This is a genomic window from Pseudomonas sp. L5B5 (assembly GCF_020520285.1).
In the GTDB taxonomy this organism is placed as follows: Bacteria; Pseudomonadota; Gammaproteobacteria; order Pseudomonadales; family Pseudomonadaceae; genus Aquipseudomonas.
The window spans coordinates 6,281,030-6,306,520 of sequence record NZ_CP084742.1 but is presented as its reverse complement, the minus strand read 5'-3'; the positions used below and the strand labels follow the sequence as shown (position 1 = coordinate 6,306,520).

Annotated in this window: 11 protein-coding genes; 3 read left to right on the top strand and 8 right to left on the bottom strand. The window is 66.0% G+C overall.

What is annotated here, in order from left to right:
* Window positions 1–50: 50 nt before the first annotated feature.
* Together LGQ10_RS29060 and LGQ10_RS29055 are read right to left on the bottom strand one after the other, a co-directional pair.
* A complete protein-coding gene (locus LGQ10_RS29060) occupies window positions 51–1,376 on the bottom strand; it encodes an ATP-binding protein (RefSeq protein WP_058435362.1) in 1,326 nt (441 codons plus the stop codon).
* On the bottom strand, window positions 1,377–2,054 hold the full coding sequence (locus tag LGQ10_RS29055; RefSeq protein ID WP_058435363.1) for a response regulator: 678 nt from the start codon (window positions 2,052–2,054) through the stop codon (window positions 1,377–1,379).
* 154 nt (window positions 2,055–2,208) lie between these two features.
* On the opposite strand from LGQ10_RS29055, the gene dsbD reads away from it, so the two are divergent.
* Genes dsbD through dsbG form a run of 3 tightly spaced genes read left to right on the top strand, consistent with a single transcriptional unit; the run spans window position 2,209 to window position 5,566 of the window.
* Window positions 2,209–3,960 (top strand): protein-disulfide reductase DsbD, encoded by a 1,752-nt coding sequence (gene dsbD / locus LGQ10_RS29050; RefSeq protein ID WP_226523945.1) that lies wholly within the window; start codon window positions 2,209–2,211, stop codon window positions 3,958–3,960.
* Entirely contained in the window at window positions 3,960–4,823 is an 864-nt protein-coding gene (locus LGQ10_RS29045; protein ID WP_226523944.1) for a TlpA disulfide reductase family protein, read from the top strand. Before dsbD ends, LGQ10_RS29045 begins: the two co-directional genes overlap by 1 nt.
* Window positions 4,799–5,566 (top strand): thiol:disulfide interchange protein DsbG, encoded by a 768-nt coding sequence (dsbG, locus tag LGQ10_RS29040; RefSeq protein WP_058437391.1) that lies wholly within the window; start codon window positions 4,799–4,801, stop codon window positions 5,564–5,566. Before LGQ10_RS29045 ends, dsbG begins: the two co-directional genes overlap by 25 nt.
* 69 nt (window positions 5,567–5,635) lie before the next feature.
* Here the strand turns inward: dsbG and LGQ10_RS29035 are convergent, their stop codons facing one another.
* From LGQ10_RS29035 to LGQ10_RS29010, 6 genes are all read right to left on the bottom strand, one after another.
* Window positions 5,636–8,077 carry a TonB-dependent siderophore receptor gene (locus LGQ10_RS29035; protein WP_226523943.1) on the bottom strand — a complete coding sequence of 814 codons (2,442 nt, stop codon included), beginning with the start codon at window positions 8,075–8,077 and terminating at the stop codon, window positions 5,636–5,638.
* A gap of 90 nt (window positions 8,078–8,167) precedes the next feature.
* The gene (locus LGQ10_RS29030) at window positions 8,168–9,142 is read right to left on the bottom strand and encodes a FecR domain-containing protein (protein ID WP_226523942.1); all 975 of its coding nucleotides are present in this window, start codon (window positions 9,140–9,142) and stop codon (window positions 8,168–8,170) included.
* Window positions 9,139–9,645 carry a sigma-70 family RNA polymerase sigma factor gene (locus LGQ10_RS29025; protein WP_226523941.1) on the bottom strand — a complete coding sequence of 169 codons (507 nt, stop codon included), beginning with the start codon at window positions 9,643–9,645 and terminating at the stop codon, window positions 9,139–9,141. Before LGQ10_RS29025 ends, LGQ10_RS29030 begins: the two co-directional genes overlap by 4 nt.
* Before the next feature lie 113 nt (window positions 9,646–9,758).
* The gene (locus LGQ10_RS29020) at window positions 9,759–10,808 is read right to left on the bottom strand and encodes a hypothetical protein (RefSeq protein ID WP_226523940.1); all 1,050 of its coding nucleotides are present in this window, start codon (window positions 10,806–10,808) and stop codon (window positions 9,759–9,761) included.
* Between the two features lie 88 nt (window positions 10,809–10,896).
* Complete coding sequence (locus LGQ10_RS29015) at window positions 10,897–11,934, bottom strand: hypothetical protein (protein ID WP_226523939.1); 1,038 nt, start codon at window positions 11,932–11,934, stop codon at window positions 10,897–10,899.
* A gap of 498 nt (window positions 11,935–12,432) precedes the next feature.
* Complete coding sequence (locus LGQ10_RS29010) at window positions 12,433–25,449, bottom strand: non-ribosomal peptide synthetase (protein ID WP_226523938.1); 13,017 nt, start codon at window positions 25,447–25,449, stop codon at window positions 12,433–12,435.
* Between the last annotated feature and the right edge of the window lie 42 nt (window positions 25,450–25,491).

Here is a 25,491-nt window from a genome sequence, read left to right as displayed (position 1 = left end):
ACACCTTGGATCGGGAAATTGCACAAAGGCCCGTTGCGGGCCAGAAACGCTCAGGCGCGCCGGGCCGGCAGGGTCAACTCCACTCGCAGGCCGTCGGGCCGGCTGTCGAAATGCAGGTCGCAAGCGCAGCGCTGGACAATCGCCTGGACAATCGCCAAGCCCAGGCCACAGCCGCTGCTCTGGCTGTCACGCCAGAAACGCTGGGTCAGGTGCTGCAGGTCTCCGGCGGGAATGCCCGAGCCATGGTCGCGCACCTGGAAACGCACGCGGCCGCCAACGACCTCCAGGTTCAGTTCCACCGGGCATTCATCCGGCGTGTGGCGCAGGGCGTTGTCCAGCAAGTTGCGCAAGGCCGCGATGGCCAGGGTCGAGGGCATGTCCACCGGCGCCTCGCCGGCCTTGCCTTCCATATGCAGCTTGACCCGGGCCCGGGCGCCCACGGCGGCGTCCTGGATCGCCAGGCGCGCTACCTGTTCGGCAGTGCAATGCACGCCGTCATCGAACGACAGGCTGCCCTCCACCCGGGCCAGCAACAGCAGTTGCTCCAGGGTCCGGTGCATGCGATCGGCGCCCTCCTCGGCCCGCGCCAGGGACTGGTCCCGAGCCGCGCCTTCGGTCATGCGCGCCACTTGCAGGTGGGTCTTGATCGCGGTCAGCGGGCTGCGCAGTTCGTGGGCGGCATCACCCGTCAGGCGGCGTTCGCGCTCGATGGTCTTGGCGATGCGCTGGAATAGCTGGTTCTGGGTTTCCAGCAGTGGGCGCAGCTCGCTGGGCATGGGCTGGATCTGCAGCGGCTCCAGGGAATCGGCGCTGCGACGCATCAGCGCGTCGCGAATCCGGTTCAGCGGCGCTAGGCTCTGGCCGATCCCCAGCCACAGCAGCCACAGGCAACCGAGCAAGGCCACGCCCACCGGCACCGAAGCGGCCAGCAGGATCGACAGGTTAAGGGCTTCGCGCTCCACCTGGCGGTCGGCGGTGGTGATGCGCATATCGCCGCGTACCAGGGTGAAGGTGCGCCAGGGCGCGCCATCGATCATCTGGTCGTGAAAGCCCAGCTTCTCGGCTTCCAGCGGGTGCTCCGGAGTGCTGTGGCTGCGGGCCAGGATCTGCCCGCGCAGGGAACTGACCTGGCAGGCCATGCCGCCGGGAATGGCCAGGGCCGCGCTGTTGATCTGGTTGCTCGGGCCATGGGACGGCAGCGCCGGCATCTGCTCCAGCAGGCCACCGACCATCCGCGCCGAAGCCACCAGGCGCTGGTCCAGTGAAAACATCATCTGGTTGCGCAGGTCACTGAGCATCCAGGCCGCAGCCAGGGCCCAGATCAGGATGAAGGCAGCGCCCAGGGTCATGCTCAGGCGCAGGCGCAGGCTCCTCACTTAGCGGTTCTCCTCGCCGTCGGCCGGGCCCAGGCGATAACCCAGGCCGCGCACGGTTTCGACGATGCCGTTGCCGAGCTTGCGACGCAGGTGATGGATGTGCACATTCAGGGCGTTGCTCTCCAGCTCATCGTTGAAGCCGTAGACACTGTCCTTGAGTTGCTCGCTGGAAAGTACCCGGCCGCGGTTGTGCAACAGCGCCTGCAGCAAGGATTGCTCGCGCCGCGAGAGGTCCACCGGCTGGCCACCGAGCAGGGTTTCCCGGGTGCTGGGGTCATAGGTAAGGCGCCCATGCTCGATCAGGTTGACGCTGCGTCCCGCTACCCGGCGCAGCAGAGTGTGCAGGCGCGCCGCCAGCTCGCGCAGGTCGAAGGGCTTGAGCAGGTAATCGTCGGCACCGGCCTGCAGGCCATCGACCCGGTCGGTCACCGAATCGCGGGCGGTAAGGATCAGCACCGGAATCTCCAGGCCTTGCTGGCGCTGCTGCTTGAGCAGCCTCAAACCGTCTTCATCCGGCAGGCCAAGATCCAGTACCATCACATCGAAATCGGCCACGCCGAGCATGGCCCGCGCCGCCGAAGCGGTCGCCACATGCTCGACCGTCAGGCCCTGGGCCGTGAGGCCAGCGACGATCCCGCTGGCAATCAGCTCATCATCTTCACAGACAAGTACGTGCATGGTCGGTCCCGTAACAAAGGCGTTGATTAGGCGGGCAGTGGATTAAGCGGACATTATGCCCGCCGTTTCCCGGCCACAAGCCAAGTATGGTTAATCATCGGTTAATCAGGGCCGGCCATTGTGCTCGCAACTTGCACCGGCTTAAGGCTTGACCATGCGTCGATTGTTCATCCTGTTGTTCATGCTCCTCACCACCCTGGCGCACGCCGGCAACAACCCGTTCGAGGTCAAGCCCGACTTCCTACCGGTGGGCCAGGCCTTCGTGTTCACCTCCGAACGCCTGCCCTCGGGGGAGACCCAGCTGTTCTGGCAGATCGCCGACGGCTACTACCTGTACCAGAAACGCCTGAAGTTCGACGGCCTGCCACCGGAGCAGCAGCCGAGCCTGCCGTCGGGCGAAGCCCACAGCGACGAATTTTTCGGCGACCAGACGGTGTATCGCCAAGGCCTGGAAGTGAAGCTGCCGGCAGCCGCCAGCGGCAAGATCAAGCTGGGCTGGCAGGGCTGTGCCGACGCCGGCCTGTGCTACCCGCCGCAAACCCTGGAAGTGGACCTGGGTGGTGCGTCGGCGGTGGCCACCAGCAACATCGCCGCCACCAGCAATGGCTCGGCCCAGGACCAGTTGCTAGCCAATGACCTGCAACAGAAATCCTGGGGCCTCGGCCTGCTGGCCTTCTTCGGCTTCGGCCTGCTGCTGGCCTTCGCCCCCTGCTCGCTGCCGATGTTGCCGATTCTGGCCGGCATGGTGGTGGGCAGCGGCGCCAGCCCGCGCCGGGGCTTTGCCCTGGCCTCGAGCTATGTGCTGTGCATGGCCCTGGTGTATGCAGGCATGGGGGTGATCGCCGCCCTGCTGGGCAGCAACCTGCAGGCCTGGCTGCAGCAGCCCTGGGTGCTGGGCAGCTTCGCCGCGCTGTTCGTGCTGCTATCACTGCCGATGTTCGGCTTCTTCGAACTGCAGATGCCGGCGTTCCTGCGTGACCGCCTGGAAGGCGCCAGTCGCCAGCGCCAGGGTGGCAGCCTGATCGGTTGCGGCGTCCTCGGCGCGTTGTCCGCCCTGCTGGTGGGCCCGTGCATGACCGCGCCCCTGGCCGGTGGCCTGCTGTACATCGCCCAGACCGGCAACGCCCTGTTCGGCGGCCTGGCGCTGTTCGCCCTGGGGCTGGGGATCGGCTTGCCGCTGTTGCTGCTGGTGACCCTGGGCAATCGCTTCCTGCCCAAGCCCGGCCCGTGGATGAATCTGCTCAAGGGCGTGTTCGGCTTCCTGTTCCTCGGTACCGCCATCTACATGCTGCGTCCGGTACTGGATACCAGCCTGTGGATAGGTTTGTGGGGAGCCCTGAACCTGGCATTGGCCTACTGCACCTGGCAGCAACGGGCGATCAGCGGCCGCCTGGTGCACCTGTTCGGAGCCGTCGCGCTGCTGTACGGAGTCTGGGGCGGCATGCTGCTGGTGGGCGCCGCCGGTGGCAGCGACGACCCCTGGCGGCCGCTGAAGATCTACAGCGGTGGCGGCGTAGCCGGCAGCGTCACGGCCCATGATGCCTTCAGCACCGTGAAGTCCCCTGCCGAGTTGCAAAGCGCCCTGGACAGCGCCCAGGCCCAGGGCCAGTGGGTGCTGCTGGACTACTACGCCGACTGGTGCGTGTCCTGCAAGATCATGGAGAAGACCGTGTTCGGCCAGCCCCAGGTGCTGGAAGCCCTCAAGGGCGTACGCCTGCTGCGCCTGGACGTGACCCTGGACAACGCCGACGGCCGCGAACTCCTGAGCCGCTACAAGGTGCCCGGGCCACCGAGCATGCTGTGGATCGGCCCGGACGGCAGCGAGCGCCGCAGCCAGCGCATCACCGGCGAAGTGGATGCCGACGCCTTCCTGCAACGCTGGACCCAGACCCGGGAAGCTCGTTGATGCTGACCTTTACCATCGGCACCTTTGCCATCGCCCTCAATCACCTGCTGCTGATCAGTGCCCTGGCCCTGGCCACCCTGGTGGGCTGGCGCGTGGCCAAGCGCGGCGGTGACAACCCCGAGTCGGTACTGTTCTCACTGTTCCTGATTGGCATGCTCGCCGCCAGGGTCAGTTTCGTCATCGCCTACTGGAAGCACTACCGGCATGACCTGTGGATGATCATCGACCTGCGTGACGGTGGTTTTCTCGCCTGGCCGGGGGTGATCGTCATGCTCCTGGCGGCCCTGGCCTGGGGCTGGAAACGCCCGGCGCTGCGCCGCCCCCTCGGGGCCGGGATCGTTACCGGCCTGGCGTTCTGGCTGCTGGCCACCTTGTCCCTGAGCCTCTACGACCAAGGCACGCGCCTGCCGGAAGTGGCCCTGCGCAACGCCGTCGGTGACACCGTGCAACTCACCGACTACCAGGGCGGCCCGCTGGTGATCAACCTCTGGGCCACCTGGTGCCCACCCTGCCGGCGAGAAATGCCGGTGCTGGAAAGAGCCCAGCAGCAGCGCCCGGACCTGACCTTCCTGTTCGTCAACCAGGCCGAAAGCATGCAGAGCGTCGCGACCTTCCTCGCCACCCAGGAGCTGAACCTGGACAACGTCCTGTTCGACGGCAGTGGCCGCCTGGGCAAGGCCGTGGGCTCCATGGCCCTGCCGACTACGCTGTTCTACAGCGCCGATGGCCGCCTGCTGGGCAGCCATCTGGGAGAGTTGTCCGAGGCCAGCCTGGCCCGGGCTCTGGAAAATTTCGACGGCACACACCCGACTTCGGTCGCCCCTTCAAGGAAACAGCCATGCCCCTCATCCGCCACCTGCTGAGCCTGTCTTTGGGCGCGGCGTTACTCAACGCCCCGCTGCTACAGGCCGAAGAACTGCCTGCGCCGATCCGCAAGATCGAGGAAAAAGGCGCCAAGATCATCGGCAGCTTCGACGCCCCGGACGGCCTCAAGGGCTACGCCGCGCAGTACCAGAACCGAGGCATGACCCTGTACCTCACCCCTGACGGCAAGCACGTGCTGCTGGGCAACCTGTACGACGCCGACGGCAAGGACCTCAGTGCCGAACCGTTGCAGAAGCTGGTCTACGCGCCGATGGCCAAGGAAGTCTGGGGCAACCTGGAAAAGAGCAGCTGGATCGCCGACGGCAAGGCCGATGCACCGCGCATCGTCTACCTGTTCAGCGACCCCAACTGCCCCTACTGCAACATGTTCTGGGAACAGGCACGGCCCTGGGTCAAGGCCGGCAAGGTACAACTGCGGCACATCCTGGTGGGCATCATCCGCGAAGACAGCCCGGGCAAATCCGCCGCCCTGCTGGCCGCCAAGGACCCGCAGAAAGCCCTGGAAGATCATGAAAAGGCCGGCAAGGGCAGCGCCCTGAAACCCCTGGCCAGCATTCCCGCAGCGGTGCAGGCCAAGCTCGACGCCAACATGAAGCTGATGGAAGAACTGGAATTGTCGGCCACCCCGGCCATCTTCTACCTCGACAGCAAGGGCGAACTGCAACAGCAGCAAGGCGCTCCGGCCCCAGGCAAGCTGACCCAGATCCTCGGCCCTAAATAAAGCCCTCTCGGTGACGAGGGAGCTTGCTCCTTCGCCACAAAAAATCATCGCGAAGGTGCTCGCCCAAGGTTACCAGTCGTAGCTCATTTCCACCGAGGCCACGCGCTCCTGGCCGTAGTAGCAGCCAAAGTTGTAGTTGCAGTCGGAGACATATTCCCGGTCAAACAGGTTCTGCACGTTGAGGCTGCTTTTCAGCCCGCGCAGGCTTGGATCGAGCTTGCCCAGGTCATAGCTGACGGTGGTGTCGTACACCACATAGGCCGGCGTGGTGAAGGTGTTGCCCGAGTCTCCCGGCTTCTTGCCGGTGTAACGTGCGCCCACGCCGAAGGTCAGGCCGTTGAGTGCCGCCTGGGTGAAGTGGTAGTCGACCCAGGCACTGGCCGATACCGGGGCCTGGGCTTCGGTACGATTGCCTTTCTCGGCGTAGTTGCTCTTGGTGTAGAACGAATCGATGTAGGTGGCTGCCGCCATCAGGTCGATGTTCTCCAGGCTGGACTTGATCTCCAGTTCGACCCCGCGCGAGCGCACCTCACCTTCCTGGATCTGGTACTCGAGATTGTCCACGTCGCCGGTCAGCACGTTCTTCTGCTTGATCTGGTACACCGAGGCGGTCATCAGGGTCTTGTCGAAGGGTTGGTATTTCACACCCACTTCATATTGCTCGCCCTCGGTGGGCTTGAAAGGTTTGGCACCGCGCTCCGGTGCCCCGGTGCCCACGGTCGGCAGGAACGACTGGGAGTAGCTGACATAGGGCGCCAGGCCGAACTCGGTGACGTAGGTCAGGCCCACCCGGCCGGTGAATTTATGATCGCGCTGTTCGACGATGCTGCGGGCCAGCAAATCCTTGTTTTCCACTTCGGCCCAATCCTGGCGGCCGCCGATGGTCAGGATCCACTGGTCGAGCTTGATCTGGTCCTGGGCATAGATACCGGTCTGCTTGATCGTGTTGTCCCAGCGGGTGGTCAGCTCCGGGGTGACGCTGCCAGTGTCGTAGTTGTTCTTGCCGTACAGGTCCACCGGCAATACCCCATAGGCGTTGTAGCCGGTGTACTTGCGGTTGAAGTGACGGTAGTCCACGCCGGCCAGGGCGGTGTGTTCGAGAGCGCCGGTGTTGAAGCGATACTCCAGGTTGTTGTCCAGGGTGTAGGCGGTGTTGTGCTGTTGCCAGTCGAGCTTGGTACGGGTGGCCCGGGTGTAGTCGGTGACGCCGCCAGCATCGGTGACGAAGCCCCGCAGGAAGAACCCCTTGTAACGGTCGCGCACATCGATGTAGCGCGCGGTGGAGCGCCATTTCAAGTCGTCGTTGAGGGCCTGGCTGAAGTCATAGCCAAGGATGTACTGGTCGCGCTTGTAGTCGTTGTAGCGCGAATCGCCGTTGAAGAAGTCACGGTCGATCTTGCGTCCATCGGGGCCGCGCTTGAGGGTGCCGATCATTGGCAGCGCCTGATAGTCGGCGAGGCCGTCGTCACGCTGGATCTGCGCATACAGGGTCAGGCGGGTGGCATCGCTCGGACTCCAACTCAGGCTCGGCGCCAGTAGGGTGCGCTGGCTGTTGGTATGCAGCACCTGCTCACCGCCCTTCTTCGCCACACCGATCAGGCGGTAGGAAAACTCCCCTTGATCATCCAGCGGCCCGCTGCTGTCCAGGGCGCCATTGACTCGGTCATAGCTGCCCAGGCCAAACTTGACCTGATGCTGGGCGGTGCTGGCAGGACGCTTGGAGACCATGTTCACCAGGCCGCCGGGCTGGTTCTGCCCATAGAGCACCGATGACGGCCCCTTGAGGACCTCGATGCGCTCCAGGGTGTAGGGATCGATCTGCGGCGCGCCCCCAAGGCTGCCGGCATACGGCAAGTAGGCACCATCGAGGTACAGCGGGGTCGGGGCGAAACCGCGGCTGGTGATCTCGTCGGCAATGGTGTTGCGGTCGGTGTAGCCATTGACACTCAGCCCCGGCGTGTAGCGCAGGACCTGGGTCAGGTTGCGCGCGCCCTGGGTCTGCACTTGATCGGCGGTGACCACGTTGATGGTCTGGGGAATTTCCAGGATCGGCGTGTCGGTCTTGGTCGCGGTGGCGCTGCGGGTAGCCACGTAGCCGTCCACCGGCCCCCAGGCCTGCTCCTGGGCCTGGCCCTGGATATGGGTCGGTTGCAGTTGCAGCGTCGACCCCGTGGGCAACAGGTAGAGGCTCCAGGTGCCGCTGGGTGTGGTGGTCAGGCCCAGGCCGCTGCCCGCCAGGGCCTGCTGCATGGCCTGCTCGGGGGTCAGTTGGCCGCTGACCCGGCTCGCGCGTTTGCCGGCGAGCAGCTCCGGGGCCACCGACAGCACCCGGCCGCTGTCCCGGGCGATGTGGCTCAAGGTCTCGCCCAGGTCACCGGCGGGCAGATCGAACGACCGGGTGGCCTGGGCCTGTTGCGGGTCGGCCGCGGCCTGGACGACAGCGGGCAGCACGGCATAACTCAGAACGACAGCCATCGCCAGCAGGCTGGGACGGAAAATAATCTGGGACATGGAAAGGGCTCGTTGTAGGTTGGCTTTCCATAACCAGGACACGGGAAAACCCCAACCCCCTCATCGTCCCGGCATTATTCTGGAAAAAAATCAGCGCAACTCGATGCGGGTCAGCCAGAAGCCATAGCGGGTCACCCGGATCGGCAGGGTTTCGCCGAGAGACACCAGCACCTGATCGCTGTCATCCAGGGGAAACACCCCATACACCCGGACTCGCGCCGCTTCTGGGCTGATGCGCAACAGGCCGCTGCGGTAGGGCCGCAGCAACTCGATCAACTCGCCCAGGGGCTCGTTGCGCACATCGATGCGGCCGTCGAGCCAGTCCACCCGGGTGCGCAGCGAGGGCGCCTGGCGCTCAATGCCTCGCCCATCGAAGGCGAAAGCGTCCCCGGCCTCGATTCGCTGCTGGAGACCCTGGGGGGTGGTCAGCAACACGCTGTGCTGCTGCACAGAAACCAGGCTGCCGCGGTCATTGCGGCTGACCATGAAACGCGTGCCCAGGGCCTGTACCTGCCCATCGCGGCTTTCGACGATAAACGGCCGCGCAGGGTCGGCAGCGACATCGACCTGCACCGTGCCTTCACGCAGGATGATGCGCCGCTGTACGGCATCGAAGCGGATGTCTACCGCGCTGCGAGCATTCAGGTGGATCCGGCTGCCATCGACCAGGGTCATGGCGCTGCGCTGGCCGGTGGCGGTATCCAGATCGGCCAACACATGGCCCAGGGGCAGCATGCGGTTGACCAGGCCGGCAGCGCCGCCGCCCAGCAACAGCAGGGCCAGGCCACCACCCAGCACCTTGCGCCGCGAGGGTGCAGGCAGCGAACGCAAGGCCCGGCTAGCCGCTTGCAGTTGCCCGGGACTGCGCTGCTCGGCGCCCTGCAGATGCTGCAAGGGCTGGCTCAGCACGGCGTTGACTCGCTGCCAGGCAGCGGCATGTTCACCACCCTGCGCCAACCAGTGGGCAAAGGCCTGCTGCACGGCATCGCCCGGTGTGCTGGATTCAAGCTTCAGCAACCAGTCCACCGCGGCGCGATTGGCTTGCTCGATAGCGGTACGGCTCATACGGCGCACTCGCTGAGACAATGCAGGAACGCCCGTCGCAGGTCGCGTTCGACGGTCGCCAGGGACACCTCCAGGCGCTCGGCGATCTGTGGCTGCGACAGGCCTTCAAGACGATGCAGGATAAAGGCATGGCGCACCCGTTGCGGCAAACCTTCGAGCAGCCGATCGATCGACTCCAGCGCTTCGCGCACCAGCGCCAGATCTTCTTCGGAGGGGCTGAAGGCCTGCGGCATCCGCGCCAGTTCCAACAGGTATTGCTGCTCCAGGGCGCGGCGTCGAAACAGATTGCTCAACAAGCGTTTGGCCACGGTGGCCAGAAACGCCCGCGGCTCGTTGAGATCGGCCAACTGGCCGGCCGTCAGTGTGCGCACGAAGGTGTCCTGGGTCAGGTCCGCTGCATCCTGCGGACACTGCAATCGGCGATACAGCCAGGCCCGCAACCAGCGGTAATTCTCGCTGTAGAGGTTGGCGACTATGGCTTTGGTGTCTACGGGACTGTGCATCGAGACCGGCGCGCTAATGGTAATTGTTATCATTATCCAGTTTGCCGGTCGCGAAAATCAACGTTCGCCATTGCAAAACCCAGGTTGCCACGGGAAATCCCGGGGGGAAACGCTCAGCGGTATTCTTCAGGCGCCTCGCGCTCGAGGATTTCCTCCAGGTCGCTCAGGTCACCGCGCGCCTTCAGGATTCCATTGACCTGGTCGATCCACACCTGCTCCGAAGCGATGCCGGCCCAGGACTGGCTACCAAAACCGTGGTACGGCCGATCGTCGAAGGTGCTGATCAGCAGCTGGTTGAAACGCCCGGTGTCCAGCTTCTTGCGCTGGACCTGCACTTGCAGCGCCCCCAGCACCTTCTGTTGTTCATCCGGATTCGGACGATAGCGGTAGAGCCGTGGAGAACTGAGCACCAGGAACTCCGGCGGCAGGTTTTCATCGATGGCCGCCTGCAGGCGGCAATGGCCATCGAGGATCAGGTGGCAGTTCAGGCCGCTGACGTACCACAGCAGGATCGGTGGCAAGCTGCCTTCGCGGGCTTTCTTGCGCCACCATTTCAGGCGCCCGGAATGCGGGTCCACGGCGTGCAGGCCGACCACCGCCCCGCCGCCCTCGTACAATTCGACCCAGCGCGCCGCACCGGGCTGTTGGTTGTCGAGGATGTTGCGCCCATGGATCGCCCACTGCGCCATGTGGCTCCGGGCATCTTCGCCGCCCTTGAAGTACCAGGCTTCGGTGCCGGTGAGCATGGGTCGCATGGGTTTCTGGGATTCCGGGCGCAGGGCCCGCACCAGCCAGTAGCCGGGGTAGAAAAAGTCCGGCTGGTGCTGCATCAGTTGCTGGACGAAGAAGCGGCTCCAGGCCTTGAGGCGCAGCGCCGGATCAAGGCGCGCCTGTTGTTCCACCATGGGGGAATCGATGGAGTCGACCAGGGTTTGCGGCAATTGCTCGAGCAGGTGATTGCGCACCAGCCACACGCCGTAGAGGCAGCGCGACATGGTGCCCCAGAGCAGGGTCTGGTCACCCAGTACCAGTTGCATGCGCTCGTTGTGGCCGCTGAGCAGGCGCAGGTTCGGCTTGCCATTGGCGGGGCGCTTGACGTCCACGCCGAGGCCGTTCCAGTGGCCGGCCAAATCCTCGATATCACGCCAGAAAATCTGTTCCACGATTGTCCCTGATCCCTAATCATCAACCTGCCCTGCGGCGAACGGGCGCGACTATAGCAGAGGGTTTGGAGACCTGTTCGCCAGCGCCCTACCCCCGCCGGGCGATCACCGCGTCCACCTCATCCGCCAGCCCCTGCCCGCCCAGGCACTGTCGCACTTCGTCGCACCACTGCGCTTCCGGCTCGTTGCCGGCCCAGGCCGGGGTAGCGCTGCGGTACTGCGGCCGGTCGTCGAACGCCTGGATCAGCACCCGGTTGAGGTTCTCGGTACTCAGGGCCTGGTTGCGCGGCACCGCGTCGCCGCGCTTGCGCAGCGAATCCATGACCCGTTGCTGGTGTTCCAGGCTCGGCGTGAACTCCCGCGCGCGGGTAGCACTGACGACGATGAAGGACGGCGCGAGATTTTCCGCGATGGCGGCCTGCAAACGGTAGTGCCCATCGATCACCAGGTAGGACGCCAGTCCGCCGACGTACCACAACAGCACCGGTGGCAGGCTGCCCTCTCGGGCCTTCTTGCGCCACCACTTCAGGCGCCCGGCCTGGGGGTCGACGCGGTGCAGGCCGATGAGCTTGCCGCCGCCGTGCCACCAGTCGATCCACTCCAGGGTCTGGGGTTGCAGGTTGTCGAGAAAATCCTCGCCGTACAGGTGCCAGCTGGGCACGTGGGTCAAAGGGTCGATCACCGAGCTGAAGCGCCAGTTGTCCAGGCCGCGCGCGGTGCTGGAGGGATCCGGCAGCAGGCTCTGGGCCAGCCAGAAACCAGGGGTGAGGAAGTGCCGGGCGCTTTCGCTGAGACGGCTGACGAAATAGCGGCTCCAGGCCTTGATCCGTTGCTCGGCAGCCAGTGCTGCGTACTGCTCGACCGTGGGTGAATCGATGGGCGCCAGCAGCCGGCATTCGGCGCCGTCCGCCAGGGCGTTGCGCACCAGCCAGACACCGCCGTGATCCCGGGCGAAGGTGGCCCAGAACAGTGGCGTGTCGTGGTGCATCAGCTTGATCCGGGCATTGTCGCCGGTGCGCAGGTACAGCGGCGGTTTGTCCGTGGGGCCCGGTTCCACCTCGACACCCAGGCCACTCCAGTGGCCCAGGGAGTCTTCGATATCGTGCCAATAGAGCTGTTCTACCATGGTTCCGGTCCTTGAACTGTCTGAAACGACAAAGCCCGACAGGGCTGCTGTCGGGCAATGTGCGGCGGACTATAGCAAGGATCAGCGGGCAGGCCGAAGCCCCCGGTGTGGCGAGGGAGCTTGCTCCCGCTCGGGCGCGCAGCGGCCGTAAAGCCTGAGTCTGCGAGCTTCCTGGAGGTACAGAGGTGCAGCCATTGGGGTGGCAGTGCCACCCAGCGGGAGCAAGCTCCCTCGCCACAGGAAGGCATTACCACCGCTCGGGCGCGCAGCGGCCGTAAAGCCTGAGTCTGCGAGCTTCCGGGAGGTACAGAGGTGCAGCCATTGGGGTGGCAGTGCCACCCAGCGGGAGCAAGCTCCCTCGCCACAGGAAGGCATTACCACCGCTCGGGCACGCAGCGGCCGTAAAGCCTGAGTCTGCGAGCTTCCTGGAGGAACGGAGGTGCAGCCATTGGGGTGGCTGCGCCACCCAGCGCGAGCTTGTTCCCTCGCCACAAAAGCTTACAAGCCCTCCAGCTCGGCCATCAGGTCGCTCAGGCGATCGACCTTCTCCTCGCTGATCTCACTCCCGGCCAGGCTATCGATGTACGCGGCCAGTTCCTGCACCGTGCTGCATTCGAACATGGCCCGCAGCGGCACGTTGCGTTGCAGGGTCTTCTGTACCCGCGAGGCGATCTGGGTCGCCAGCAGAGAATGCCCGCCCAACTCGAAGAAGTTGTCGCGCACCCCTACTCGCTCGACCTTGAGCACTTCGGCCCAGATGTCCGCCAGGGTCTGCTCCAGCTCGCTGCTCGGGGCCAGGTAGTCCTCGCTCTGCAACTGGCCGATCTCCAAGGCTGGCAAGGCCTTGCGATCAAGCTTGCCGTTGGCATTGAGCGGCAGGCGCTCCAGCCACAGCCAGTGCAGCGGCACCATGTATTCCGGCAGCTCGGCGCGCAGGCGCGGCTTGATCCGCTCCAGGCGCTCGGTGGGTGTCAGGCCCGATTCGCTGGCCACCAGGTAACCCACCAGGTGCTTGCCATTGACCCCTTCCTGTACACCGACGGCCGCGTCGCGGATTTCCGGCTGTTCATGCAGGCGGGCTTCAATCTCGCCCAGTTCGATGCGGTAGCCGCGGATCTTCACCTGATGGTCAATGCGGCCGACGTACTCCAGCACACCATCACTGCGCCGGCGTGCCAGGTCGCCGGTGCGGTACAGGCGTTCGCCCGCAGCACCGAACGGATGGGGCACAAAGGCTTGCGCGGTACGCAACGGGTCGCTGACATACCCACGGCCGACACCGGTGCCGGCCACGCACAATTCACCCACCGCCCCCAGGGGCACCAGCTCCAAGGCTTCGTCCATCAGGTACAACTGGTTGTTGTCAGTGGGCGTGCCGATGGGCAGGTAGGCACCACGGGTCGAGGCCAGGTCGACACGGAAGAAGGCCACGTCATCGGAGCATTCCGCCGGGCCGTAGGCATTCACCAGGCCGATCTGTGGATAACGCAGCAGCCACTGGTGCGCCAGCTCGGGGGGCATGGCCTCGCCGGTGGGCAGCATCCAGCGCAGGCCATCCAGGGCAATGGCGTCTTGGGCGAGCATGCCCTGGATCAGCGATGGCACGCTTTCCAGCACGGTGATGCCCTGTTCCTCGACGTGGGCCAGGAGGCCCTGGGGATCGTGAGCAATGGTGTTGGGCACGATGTCCACCCGGGCACCGAACAGCGGCGCGGCGAGGAACTGCCAGACCGAAATGTCGAAGCTCTGGGAGGCGGTCTGGGCGATCACGTCAGCCTCGCTCAGCTGCAGGTACGGCACCTTGCTCAGCTGGTTATTGAGCATGCCGCGCTGCTCCACCATCACGCCCTTGGGCAGGCCGGTGGAACCGGAGGTGTAGATCACATACGCGAGGTTGTCCGGCGCGCTGTAGCGGCCCGGGTTGCTCTGGGCATGCCCAGCGGCTTGCAGCTCTTCCCAGACCAGCAGCCGCGGACGGCCGGCGCAGCCGAATTCGTCCAGCAGGGCCTGGGCCTGTTCACGACAGGCCGCGGTGCACACCAGGATCGGCGTGCGACTGAGCTCGATGATCCGGCCCAGGCGCTGGCCCGGCAGGCCCGGGTCCAGGGGCAGATAGCCGGCCCCGGCCTTGAAGCTGCCGATGATCATGCCCAGCAGCTCCAGGCCACGCTCGGCCAGCAAGGCCACCGGCTGATCCAAGCCCACGCCGTTGGCGATCAGGGCATGGCCCAGACGGTTACTGCACTGATTCAACTCGGCGTAGCTGTAGCGCTGGTCCAGGCAACTGGCGGCGATGCGTTGCGGATGCGCCGCCACCTGGGCCTCGAACAGTTCCACGTAGCTGCGCTCTAGCGGGTAGTCATGCTGGCTCTGGTTGCAACCGGCCAGCAGGAAGTCCTGCTCCTCTTCACCCAGCAGCGGCAGTTCGGCCATGTCGCCATGGAATCCCTGCATCAGGGCCAGCAGCAGGCGCTTGAACTCGCCGAGCATGCGCTCGATGGTCGCCTGCTCGAAGTAGCGCTGGTCGTAGGACAGGTGCAAGCCCAGGTCATCCCCCGGGTAGCACACCGCGGTGATCGGGAAGTTGGTGTGAGTACGGCCGGAATCCGAAGTGGCGTTCAGGCTCTGGGCACGGTCCAGCACCGAGACCTCCACGGGCGCGTTCTCGAACACGAACAGGCTATCGAACAGCGGCTGGCCCTTGGGCAGTTCGCTGGTTTCCTGGATTGCCACCAGCGGCAGGTACTCGTATTCGCGCAGCTGCATGTTGCTGTCGAGCAGGCCGCTGAGCCACTGGCGCACGCTGCAGCGCTCACCGTCCTGGGGCAGCTTGACCCTCAGGACGATGCTGTTGATGAACAGGCCGACGGTGCGTTGCATCTCCGGCATCTCTACCGGACGTCCGGCCACGGTGACCCCGAACAGTACGTCGCGATCGCCGCTCATGCGCCGCAGCACCAGGGCCCAGGCCGCCTGGGCGAAGGTGTTGATGGTCAACTGATGCTGCTGCGCCAGCTCGCGCAGCTGCGCGCCGTCCCGGGCATCGAGGCGGGTATAGCAGTCGCCGACGATCATGCCGCCGCTGTCCCCGGCGTGTTCACGCAGGAACGGCCGGTCGCTGGGGATCGGCGTTGTTCGTTCGAAACCTTGAAGGTTCTGCCGCCACCACTGCCGCGCTTCCGACAGGCTCTGGTGCTGCAGCCAGCCGATGTAGTCGCGGTAGCGCGGCGGCACCGACAGTTGGGCCTCGCGGCCTTCGCCCAGGGCCGTGTAGATCTCGAAGAAGTCGTTCATCAGCAAGGAGCGGCACCAGGCATCGATAAGGATGTGGTGGTTGCTCATCATGAACCAGTAGCGCGCGGCGCCGACGCGGATCAGCCGCAGGTGGAACGGCGCCTGGTTGAGCAGATCGAAACCGGTCTCGCGCTCCTGTTTATGCAGGACCTGGAGCTTGGCTTCTTGCTCGGCCTCGGGCACTGCGCTCCAGTCGAGGCACTCGATGGGCGTGCTGCCCGGCTTGTGGATAACCTGCAGCATGTCTTCGCCGACGTTCCAGCAAAAAGACGCGCGCAGGGCCTCATGGCGGGCCACCACGGCCTGCCAGGCCTGGGCGAAACGCTCGGGGTCCAGCTCGCTGTTGATGCGGTAGCGGTCCTGCATGTAATAGAGGCCGGTGCCCGGCTCCAGCAGGGTGTGCAACAGCATGCCTTCCTGCATCGGGGTCAGCGGGTAGACGTCCTCGATCTGCGCCGCCGGTACCGGCAGGCCATCGAGCTGGGCCTGGGTCAGGCGCGCCAGGGGGAAGTCCGACGGCGTCAGGCCACCGGCATCGTCCCTCAGGCAATGGGCGATCAGGCTGTGCAGCTCGCCCAGGTAGGCGTCGGCCAGCTCGCCGATCAGCTCGGCGTCGAAACGCTCGGCGCTGTAGGTCCAGCGCAGCACCAGTTCACCACCATAGACCTGGCTGTCGATGCTCAACTCGTTGGGCAACGGCGCTTCAGGTGCGTGGGCCGGGCCGACGGACTCATCCAGCGGGCGCAGCAACGCATCGGCGCCAAAACTCTGATCGAACTGCCCCAGGTAGTTGAAGGTCACCGGTGCCAGCGGCAACGCCGCCAGGGCCTCGCGGCAGCTTTCATCCGCCAGGTAGCGCAGCACGCCATAGCCCAGGCCCTTGTGCGGCACACCGCGCAGTTGTTCCTTGATGGCCTTGATCGAGGCGCCCTGCCCGGCTGCTTCTTCCACCTGCAACGGAGTCAGGCGCAGCGGGTAGGCGCTGGTGAACCAGCCGACGGTACGGGTCAGGTCGATCTCGTCGAACAGCGCCTCGCGGCCGTGGCCTTCCAGTTGCACCAGGGCCGAAGGCTGTCCGCTCCAACGGCACAGCACCCGGGCCAGGGCGGTCAGCAGCAGGTCGTTGACCTGGGTGCGATAGGCCGCCGGCGCCTGTTGCAGCAGTTGGCGGGTGCGCTCGGCATCCAGGGTCACGCTGTGGCTGCGGGCCTGCTGATGCTGCTGGCTGCCGGCGATATTCAGGCCCGGCAGTTGCGCGGCCGGGCCAGCCAGTTGCTGTTGCCACCAGCTCAGTTCTTCACGCAGGGATTCGCTGCCGGCATAGGCCAGCAGGCGGCTCGACCAGTCCCGCAGGGCGCTGGTCTTGGCCGGCAGGTTCAGGGCCTGCCCGGCCTCCAGCTGGCGATAGACGTTCTGCAGATCTTCCAGCAGCACCCGCCAGGACACACCGTCCACCACCAGGTGGTGGATGGCCAGCAACACGCGTTGCTCGCCTTCGGGCCCGTCCACCAGCACCGCCCGCAGCAGCGGCCCGTGTTCCAGGTCGAGGCTGCGCTGGGCATCGGCGAACAGCGCCTCGCAGGTGGCCATGGACGGCACCCGCACTTGCCACAACAGAGGGGCGTCGGACAGCGGCAGGTACTCGGCGCGCCACTGGCCACCGGCCTGGTTGAAGCGCAGACGCAGGGCATCGTGCTGCTCCACTACCGCCATCAGCGCCTGTTCCAGCAATTGCGCATCGAGCACGCCCAGCGGCTCCAGCAACAGCGCCTGGTTCCAGTGCTGCGGCTGGGGAATGGCGCTGTCGAAGAACCAGTGCTGGATCGGCGTCAGCGGCGCCTCGCCACTGAGCTGGCCCTGCTCGGCGCTGACGCGCTGAGTGTGGCTCGCTACCCGGGCCAGGGTCTGTACGGTCTGGTGCTGGAACAGGTCGCGCGGGGTGAAGTGAATCCCCAGCTGGCGAGCGCGGCTGACCACCTGGATCGACAGGATCGAGTCGCCCCCCAGTTCGAAGAAGTTGTCGTTGAGGCCCACTTGCTGCACGTTCAGCACTTCGCCCCAGACCTTGGCCAGGGTCTGCTCCAGTGCGTTGCTCGGTGCCACGTACTGCTGGCGGTTGAGCTCCGGGTCCGGCATTGGCAGGGCCCGGCGATCGAGCTTGCCGTTGGCGGTCAGCGGCATGCTGGTCAACAGCATCAAGTGGGTCGGCACCATGTAGTCCGGCAGTTGGGTCTTGAGCTGCTGCTTGAGGACTTCGCGCAGGTTGGCCTGCTGCACCTCGTTCTGCTCAGCCACCTCAGTCACCAGGTAACCGGCCAGCTGTTTGCCGGCGGGGGTATCCAGGGCCAGTACCACGGCTTCGCGCACCGCAGGATGATCCAGCAGGCGGGTTTCGATTTCCCCCAGCTCGATGCGGAAACCGCGAATCTTCACCTGATGGTCGACCCGGCCGATGTACTCCACCTGGCCGTCGGCGCACTGGCGCACCAGGTCACCCGTGCGGTACAGGCGCCCGCCATCGCCGGCAAACGGGTCGGCGACAAAACGTTCGGCGCTCATCCCCGGACGACGGTGGTAACCCTGAGCCAGGCCGGCGCCGCCGACATACAGCTCACCGGTCGCACCTTGCGGCACGAGTGCCAAATCGGCATCGAGAATGTAGGCCACCCGCGCCCCGACGATGCTGCCGATGGGCACGCTGGCCACGCCTTCGGCCAACTGCTGCGGCGCCAGGCTGGCCAGGGGCATGACCACGGTTTCGGTAGGACCGTAGGCGTTGAAGAACAGGCTCGGCTGGAAGGCTGCACGAATGCGTTGCAGGTGCTCGCCGGTCAGGGCTTCGCCACCGGTGATGCACATGCGCACCGGCAGCGCCTGCTGCTGGGTCGCCAGGTGCTGGGCCAACTGGCTGCCATAGCTGGGGGTGAAGCCGAGGATGCTGATGCGGTGCCGGCGGATCAGCTGGCAGATTTCCTCGGCGTCCCACTGGCCCTGGGCCCGCAGTACCACCTGGGCACCGCTGAGCAGCGGCACCAGCAGACGCTCGGTGGCGGCGTCGAAGTTGATGGAATAGAAGTGCAGCTCGCAGTCGTCCGGGCGCATGCCGAAACGGCGGATCACCGCCTGGCAGTGCATGGCGATCTCACCGTGGGACACCACCACGCCCTTGGGCTGGCCGGTGGAACCGGAGGTGTAGATCAGGTACGCCTGGTGCTGGGGCAGGCTGATGAACGGCAACTCGCTGGTGGGGTAGTCGGCCAGCAGCGCGCCGTCCTCTTCCAGGCACCAGCGGCCGACACCGGCCGGCAGCTCGCCCAGGGCGGCGAACATTCGCGCGTCGCTGAGCAGCAGGCCGATGCCGCTGTCGTCGATCATGTAGTGCAGGCGATCCAGGGGGTACTCCGGGTCCAGGGGCACATAGGCGCCCCCGGCCTTGAGGATCGCCAGCAAGCCGACGACCATTTCCAGGGAACGCTCCAGGGCCAGGCCGACCCGCACTTGCGGGCCCACGCCGCGCTCGCGGAGCATCCAGGCCAGACGGTTGGCGCGACTGTCCAGCTCGCTGTAGCTCAGAGTCTGCCCGGCGAAGGTCAGAGCCGGGGCGTCGTGGCGCGCCAGGGCCTGCTCGCTGAACAGGTGGTGGATGCACTGGTCCAGGCGTTGCTCGCCAGGCTCGACGCCCAGACTGTCCAGCAGGTGCTGCTGCTCCTCGGCCTGCAACAAGGGCAACTCGCACAGGCGCCGCTGCGGGTCGCTGAGCAGGGCCTCCAGCAGGTTGCGCCAATGGCCGGCCATGCGCGCAATCCGTGGCTCGTCGAACAGGTCGGTGCTGTAGGTCAGGCAGCAACCCAGGCGATGGTCCAGGTCGGTGACTTCCAGGTTGAGGTCGAACTTGGTGGCCCGGGCATCGTTGACCAGGTACTCCACGGTCATGCCCGCCAGTTGCCGGCTTTGCTGGAATTCCCAGCGCTGGACGTTGCACATCACCTGGAACAGCGGGTTGTAGGCGGCGCTGCGCGGGGGTTGCAAGGCTTCCACCAGATGGTCGAACGGCAGGTCCTGGTGCGACTGGCCCTCGATCACGGTGTGCCGTACCTGCTCCAGCAACTGGCCGACGCTCATCTGCCCGTCGAGTTGGCAACGCAGCACCTGGGTATTGAGGAAGGCGCCGATCAGCCCTTCGCTTTCCGGGCGGATGCGGTTGGCCACCGGCGCGCCGATGCGCAGGTCGGTCTGGCCGCTGTAGCGGTACAGCAACACCGACAGCGCTGCGGTCATGGTCATGAACAGGGTCAGGCCGTGCTCGGCATTGAAGGCGCGCACCCGGGCCGCCAGTTCATCGCTCAAGTCGAAGCGGTACAGCTCGCCCTGATGGCTCTGCACTGCCGGCCGTGGCCGGTCGCTGGGCAGTTCCAGCAGTGGATGCTCGCGGCCCAGTTGCCCGGTCCAGTAATCCAGCTGACGCTGGCGTTCGCCGGACTCCAGCCACTGGCGCTGCCACACGCTGTAGTCCAGGTACTGCACCGGCAAGGGTTCCAGGGGCGACTCGCGGTCGTCGAGGAAGGCTTCGTACAGCGCCCCCAGTTCGCGAGCGAAGATATCCATGGCCCAGCCTTCGGTGACGATGTGGTGCAGGGTCAGGACAAAGTAGTGCTCCTGCTCGCCGGCCTTCACCAGGCAGGCACGCAGCAAGGGGCCGGTCTCCAGGTCGAAGGGCTGGTGCGCTTCGCTGTCAGCCAGTTGTTGCAGGCGCTGCTGCCGCGCATCAGGGGCCAGGGCCGAGAAATCCTTCCAGGCCATGCGCAGGCCGGTGTCGGCATGCACCTGCTGATGGGCCACGCCGTTGACGCTGGGGAAGGTGGTGCGCAGGGTTTCATGACGCAGGATCAGCGCTTGCAACGCCGCCTCGAAACGGCCGACGTCCAGCACCCCGGACAGCCGCGCCATGCCACCGACGTTGTAGGCCGGGCTGTCCGGCTCCATTTGCCAGAGGAACCACATGCGCTGCTGGGAATAGGACAGCGGCACCGGCTGGCTGCGGTCGACCCGGGCAATCGGTGGCTGCTGGTTGCGCGCACCGGATTCCTGGACCAGCAGCACCTGTTCGGCAAACGCCTCCAGTTCACTGGCTTCGAACAGCGTCCGCAGCGGCAGCTCGACATCGCAGGCCTGGCGGGTGCGGGAAATGATCTGGGTGGCCAGCAGCGAATGCCCGCCCAGGGCGAAGAAATCGTCCTTGAGGCCGATTTGCGGCTGGCCCAGCACTTCGCGCCAGATGGCGGCGATCTGCTGCTCCAGCTCGGTGCTCGGTTCAACGTGCTCGCGCACCTGCCATTGCGGCTCCGGCAGGGCCCGACGGTCGAGCTTGCCACTGGGGCTCAGGGGCATGGCCTCCAGACGCACCAGTTGCGCCGGCACCATGTACTCCGGCAGCTCGGCAGCCAGGGCGGTTTTCAGCCGGGCGCTCTGCTGTTCTTCGTGTTCATCGCCTGCATGGGGCGTGTAGTAGCCGATCAGCTGCGGGCCGGCCACGCTGTCCCGCACCAGCACCGCAGCCTGGGCCACGCCGTCCTGGGCCAGCAGGCGCGCTTCGATTTCCTGGGGTTCGACGCGAAAGCCCCGCAGCTTGACCTGCTGGTCGAGGCGGCCGAGGTACTCCAGCACGCCGTCGGTGCACCAGCGCACCCGGTCACCGGTGCGGTACAGGCGCGCGCCCTCCTCGCTCAACGGGTCCACCACAAAGCGTTCGGCAGTCAGCGCCGGGCGCCCCAGGTAACCCCGGGCCAGGCCCTGGCCGCTGATGCACAGCTCGCCCGGAACACCGGCCGGCAGCGGATTGAGATCGGCGTCGAGCACCCGGCACACCACGTTGCCCAGGGGACGGCCGATGGGTGAACGCTCGCCGTCCTCCAGCGAGCACTGCCAATGGGTGACGTTGATCGCGGTTTCAGTCGGGCCGTAGCGGTTGTGCAATTGTGCGTCGGGCAACTGCTGCAGCAGGCGGTTGCGCAGCTCGGCCGGCAGGGCTTCGCCACCGGAGAACACCCGGCGCAGGCTGTGGCATTGGGCGCTCAGCGGTTCATCGACGAACAGCTGCAACAGCGGCGGCACGAAGTGCAGCGTGGTCACGCCGTGCTCCTGCACTAGCTGGGCGATGCGATGGGGATCGCGGTGCTCGCCGGGGGCGGCGATCAGCAGGCGGCAACCGGTGATCAGCGGCCAGAAGCATTCCCATACCGACACGTCGAAGCTGATGGGAGCCTTCTGCATCAGCACATCGTCGTCCTGCAACTGGTAGCTGTCCTGCATCCATTGCAGGCGCTCCATCAGTGCTTGATGGGTATTGCCGACGCCCTTGGGCTGGCCGGTGGAACCGGAGGTGTAGATCACATAGGCCAGGTTGTCGCCGTGCAGGTGCAGGCCCGGCGCATGGCTTGGCCAGCTGTCGAGCTTGAGGCTGTCCATGGCGATGGCGCTGACACCAGGGGCTTCAGGCATCTGGCCAAGCAGGTGAGCCTGGGTCAGCAGCAGCTCCACGCCACTGTCGCCGAGCATGTAGGCCAGGCGTTCGGCAGGGTAGTCCGGGTCCAGGGGCACATAGGCGCCGCCGGCCTTGATGATCGCCAGAAGGCCGATCAACAGTTGCGGCGAACGTTCGGCGGCGATGGCCACGCACACGTCCGGGCCGACGCCCTTGTCCCGCAGGTAGTGGGCCAGGCGGTTGGCCTGGGCGTGCAGTTCGGCAAAGTTCAGTTGCCCGCCGTCCCACACCAGCGCGGTGCGCTCCGGGGTCTGGCGCAGTTGTTCGTGCAGGCGCTCCGGCAGCCAGTGCTCGGCCGGTGCGCAGGGGGCCACGCTCCATTGCTGCAGTTGCGCCGCCTCGGCCTTGCTCAGCATTGGCAGGTCACCAAGGGCATTGCCCGGGTGCTGGCAGGCGTGTTCCAGCAGGCTGATGAAGTGCCCGGCCAGACGCTCGATGCTGGCCGCGTCGAACAGCTCGTCGGCGTAGTCGAAGGCCAGGCTCAGGCGGCCATTGCGGTCTTCCTCGGTGTGCAGTTGCAGGTCGAACTTGGCCTCGCGGCTATGCCACGGCAGCTCTTCGGCGAGCAGGCCCGGCAGGCGGCGCAAAGCGCTGAGGTCACGTTGCTGGTGGTTGAACATGACCTGGAACAGGCCCTGCTCGCGAGCCTCGGGGAAGGCTTCGAGCAGTTGTTCGAAGGGCAGGTCCTGATGGGCCTGGGCCTCCAGGGCGGTGCGGCGAGTCTGTTGCAGCAGCTCGGCGAAGGTCTGGCGCGCATCCAGTTGGCCGCGCAGGACCTGGGTGTTGATGAAGAAGCCCAGCAGGCCCTGGGTTTCCAGGCGCGGGCGGTTGGCATTGGGCACGCCGATGCGGATGTCGCGCTGCCCGCTGTAGCGGTGCAGCAGGGTCTGGAACGCCGCCAGCAACAGCATGAACGGCGTGGCCTGCTGGGCCTGGGCGGTCTGGCGCACGGCCTCGCTGAGGCTCGCGCTCAGGCGCTGGCTGTGGCGCGCGGCGCTGTGACGAAGCTGGGCCGAGCGTGGGTGGTCGGTGGCCAGGCTGAGCACCGGGGCTTCGTCGGCCAGTTGCTGTTTCCAGTAGTCCAGCTGGCGCTGGCCCTCGCCCTGGGCCAGCCACTGGCGCTGCCAGCTGCCGTAGTCGGCGTACTGCAGGGCCAGCGGCGCCAGCTCCAGGTTCTGGCCCTGGGCCGCGGCGGCGTAGAGGCGCGAGAACTCGTCGATCAGCACATTCAGCGACCAGCCGTCGGCGATGATGTGGTGCAGGGTCAGCAGCAGTTGGTGTTCTTCTTCATCCAGGCGCACCAGGGTCGCCCAATACAGCGGGCCCTTCTCCAGGTCGAACTGGGTCCGGGACTCGTCTTCGCGGATCTGCTGCGCCCGGGCTTCGCGCTCGGCCGGTGGCAGGTCGCTGATATCGATCAACTGCAGGTTGAATTCGCCGGCGGCATCCACCTGTTGCAAGGCCTGGCCGTCACGCTCGAAAAAGCGCGTGCGCAGGGCTTCGTGGCGCTGGATCAGTTGCTGGAAGCTGGCGCGCAGGGCGTCTTCGTCCAGCTCGCCGCGCAGGCGCAGGCCGCCGGGAATGTTGTAGGCGCTGCTCTGCGGGTCCAGTTGCCAGGTGATCCACAGGCGGTTCTGCGCCAGGGATTGCGGCAGCGGCTGCTGGCGCGACAAGGCATTGATGCTGCCCTGGGCGACGCCGCCGTCCTGTTGCAGGCGCGCCACCGCGGCGCTGAAGGCGCCCAGGGTCGGGGCCTCGAACAGCAGGCGCAAGCTCAACTCCAGGCCCAGCTCCTGACCCAGGCGAGCCATGACCTGGGTGGCGGCAATCGAGTTGCCCCCCAGGAGGAAGAAGTGATCATCGCCAGCCACGGAAGCGCATTGCAGTTGTTCCTGCCAGATGCGCCCGATCAGGCTTTGCAGCTCGTCACTGGAGCTTTCTGCGGCGCTGGCCGTTACGCTGCCGGCCTGTGGGAACAGCGCGTAGTGATCCAGGCTGCCATCGGCTAGACGGGTACGGCAGGCAGAACGCTGCAACTTGCCGCTGGAGGTTTTCGGCAAGGCCCCGGGGTTGAGCAGCACCACCACGCTGGGCGCTTCCTGGCAGGCTTCGGCCACCGCCTGGCGGATGGCCTTGATCAGCGCTTCGGGCGGCAGGATCTTCTGCACGCTGCGGCTGATTTCCGCGGCAATGCCGATGCCTTCCTGGCCCTGCTCGGTGACCGCGAACGCCGCCACTCGGCCTTTGCGCACCACCTCCACTTCACGCTCGATGGTCTTTTCGATGTCCTGGGGATACAGGTTGTGCCCGCGCACGATCAACAGGTCCTTCAGGCGCCCGGTGATGAACAGCTCACCGTCGCGGATAAAGCCCAGGTCACCGGTGCGCAACCAGGTACGGCCGGCATGCTGAACGAAGGTCTTGGCGGTGGCTTCAGGATTGCGCCAGTAGCCATGGGCAATGCTCGGCCCGGCGGCCCAGACTTCGCCAATGCGATTATCAGGCAGTTCACTGAGTTGCTGCGGGTCCATCACCAGCACCGCGTGTTCCGGCTGGCTGAAGCCACAGCTCATCATCGCGCTGCCCTGCCCCGGCTCGGCGTGATTCTGCATCAGGGCCTGGTCGTCCAGGTGCAGGGCCGGGATACCCTGGCCGCGCACGCCACCGGCAACGAACAAGGTGGCTTCGGCCAGGCCGTAGGAGGCGAGGAAGTTGTCATCGCTGAAACCGCACGCGCTGAACTTCTCGGCGAAACGTTCCAGGGTGTCCAGGCGGATCGGTTCGGAACCCGAATAGGCCACGCGCCAGCCGCTGAGGTCGAGGCGCTCCAGGGCTGACTCGCTGACTCGCTCGCTGCACAAGCGGTAGGCGAAATCCGGGCCGCCACTGATGGTGCCGCCGTATTCACTGATGGCTTCCAGCCAGCGCACAGGTCGGGCGAGGAAATAGGCCGGCGACATCAGCACGCACGGCACGCCACTGAAGATCGGTTGCAACAGGCCGCCGATCAGGCCCATGTCGTGGTACAGCGGCAGCCAACTGACAATCACGTCGTCCGGATTGAGGTCGATGCCGAAGCCCCGGCGAATCAACAGTTCGTTGGCCACCAGGTTGCCGTGGCTGACCTGAACGCCCTTGGGCAGCGCAGTGGAACCCGAGGTGTATTGCAGGAAGGCGATGTCGTCGCCAGCAAGCGCCACGGCCTGCCAGTCCTCGGCCAACCCGGCTTCCAGGGTGTCCACGCACAGCAGTTGCGGCGCGCCTGCAGCCTTGAGTTCGTCCATCTGCAACAAAGAGTCCCGCAGCCCGGCGCTGGTCAGCAGCAGCCGAGGCTCGGCGTCGGCCATGATGGAAATCAGCCGTTCCTGGTGATGACGACGAGTGGACTCCGGCGGATAGGCCGGCACCGCAATCACCCCGGCGTACAGGCAGCCGAAAAACGCCGCGACGTAGTCCGGGCCGCTGGGGAACAGCAGCACTGCGCGATCGCCGAATTCGGCGTTGGCTTGCAGGGCTGCGGCAATGGTCCGCGCACGAAGGTCCAGATCCCGGTAACTGAGGACCACGCTCTGATCCTGCTCTTCGGCGATAAAGCGCAATGCCACTTGATCAGGTGCCAGGACTGCCCGGCGTTGAAGGGCTTGGGCCAGGGTGCTGGGGAGTTCGAACGCGTCCGTCATGGGGTTTCCTGCCAGGATTGTGCTTGCAATGGAGATCGGGCC

What these genes read in the sequence shown, in the direction of transcription:
- LGQ10_RS29015 (WP_226523939.1), bottom strand. Translation starts at nt 11,934, where the DNA reads ATGGTAGAACAGCTCTATTGGCACGATATCGAAGACTCCCTGGGCCAC.
- dsbD (WP_226523945.1), top strand. Translation starts at nt 2,209, where the DNA reads ATGCGTCGATTGTTCATCCTGTTGTTCATGCTCCTCACCACCCTGGCG.
- LGQ10_RS29030 (WP_226523942.1), bottom strand. Translation starts at nt 9,142, where the DNA reads ATGAGCCGTACCGCTATCGAGCAAGCCAATCGCGCCGCGGTGGACTGG.
- LGQ10_RS29025 (WP_226523941.1), bottom strand. Translation starts at nt 9,645, where the DNA reads ATGCACAGTCCCGTAGACACCAAAGCCATAGTCGCCAACCTCTACAGC.
- LGQ10_RS29035 (WP_226523943.1), bottom strand. Translation starts at nt 8,077, where the DNA reads ATGTCCCAGATTATTTTCCGTCCCAGCCTGCTGGCGATGGCTGTCGTT.
- LGQ10_RS29045 (WP_226523944.1), top strand. Translation starts at nt 3,960, where the DNA reads ATGCTGACCTTTACCATCGGCACCTTTGCCATCGCCCTCAATCACCTG.
- LGQ10_RS29010 (WP_226523938.1), bottom strand. Translation starts at nt 25,449, where the DNA reads ATGACGGACGCGTTCGAACTCCCCAGCACCCTGGCCCAAGCCCTTCAA.
- LGQ10_RS29055 (WP_058435363.1), bottom strand. Translation starts at nt 2,054, where the DNA reads ATGCACGTACTTGTCTGTGAAGATGATGAGCTGATTGCCAGCGGGATC.
- dsbG (WP_058437391.1), top strand. Translation starts at nt 4,799, where the DNA reads ATGCCCCTCATCCGCCACCTGCTGAGCCTGTCTTTGGGCGCGGCGTTA.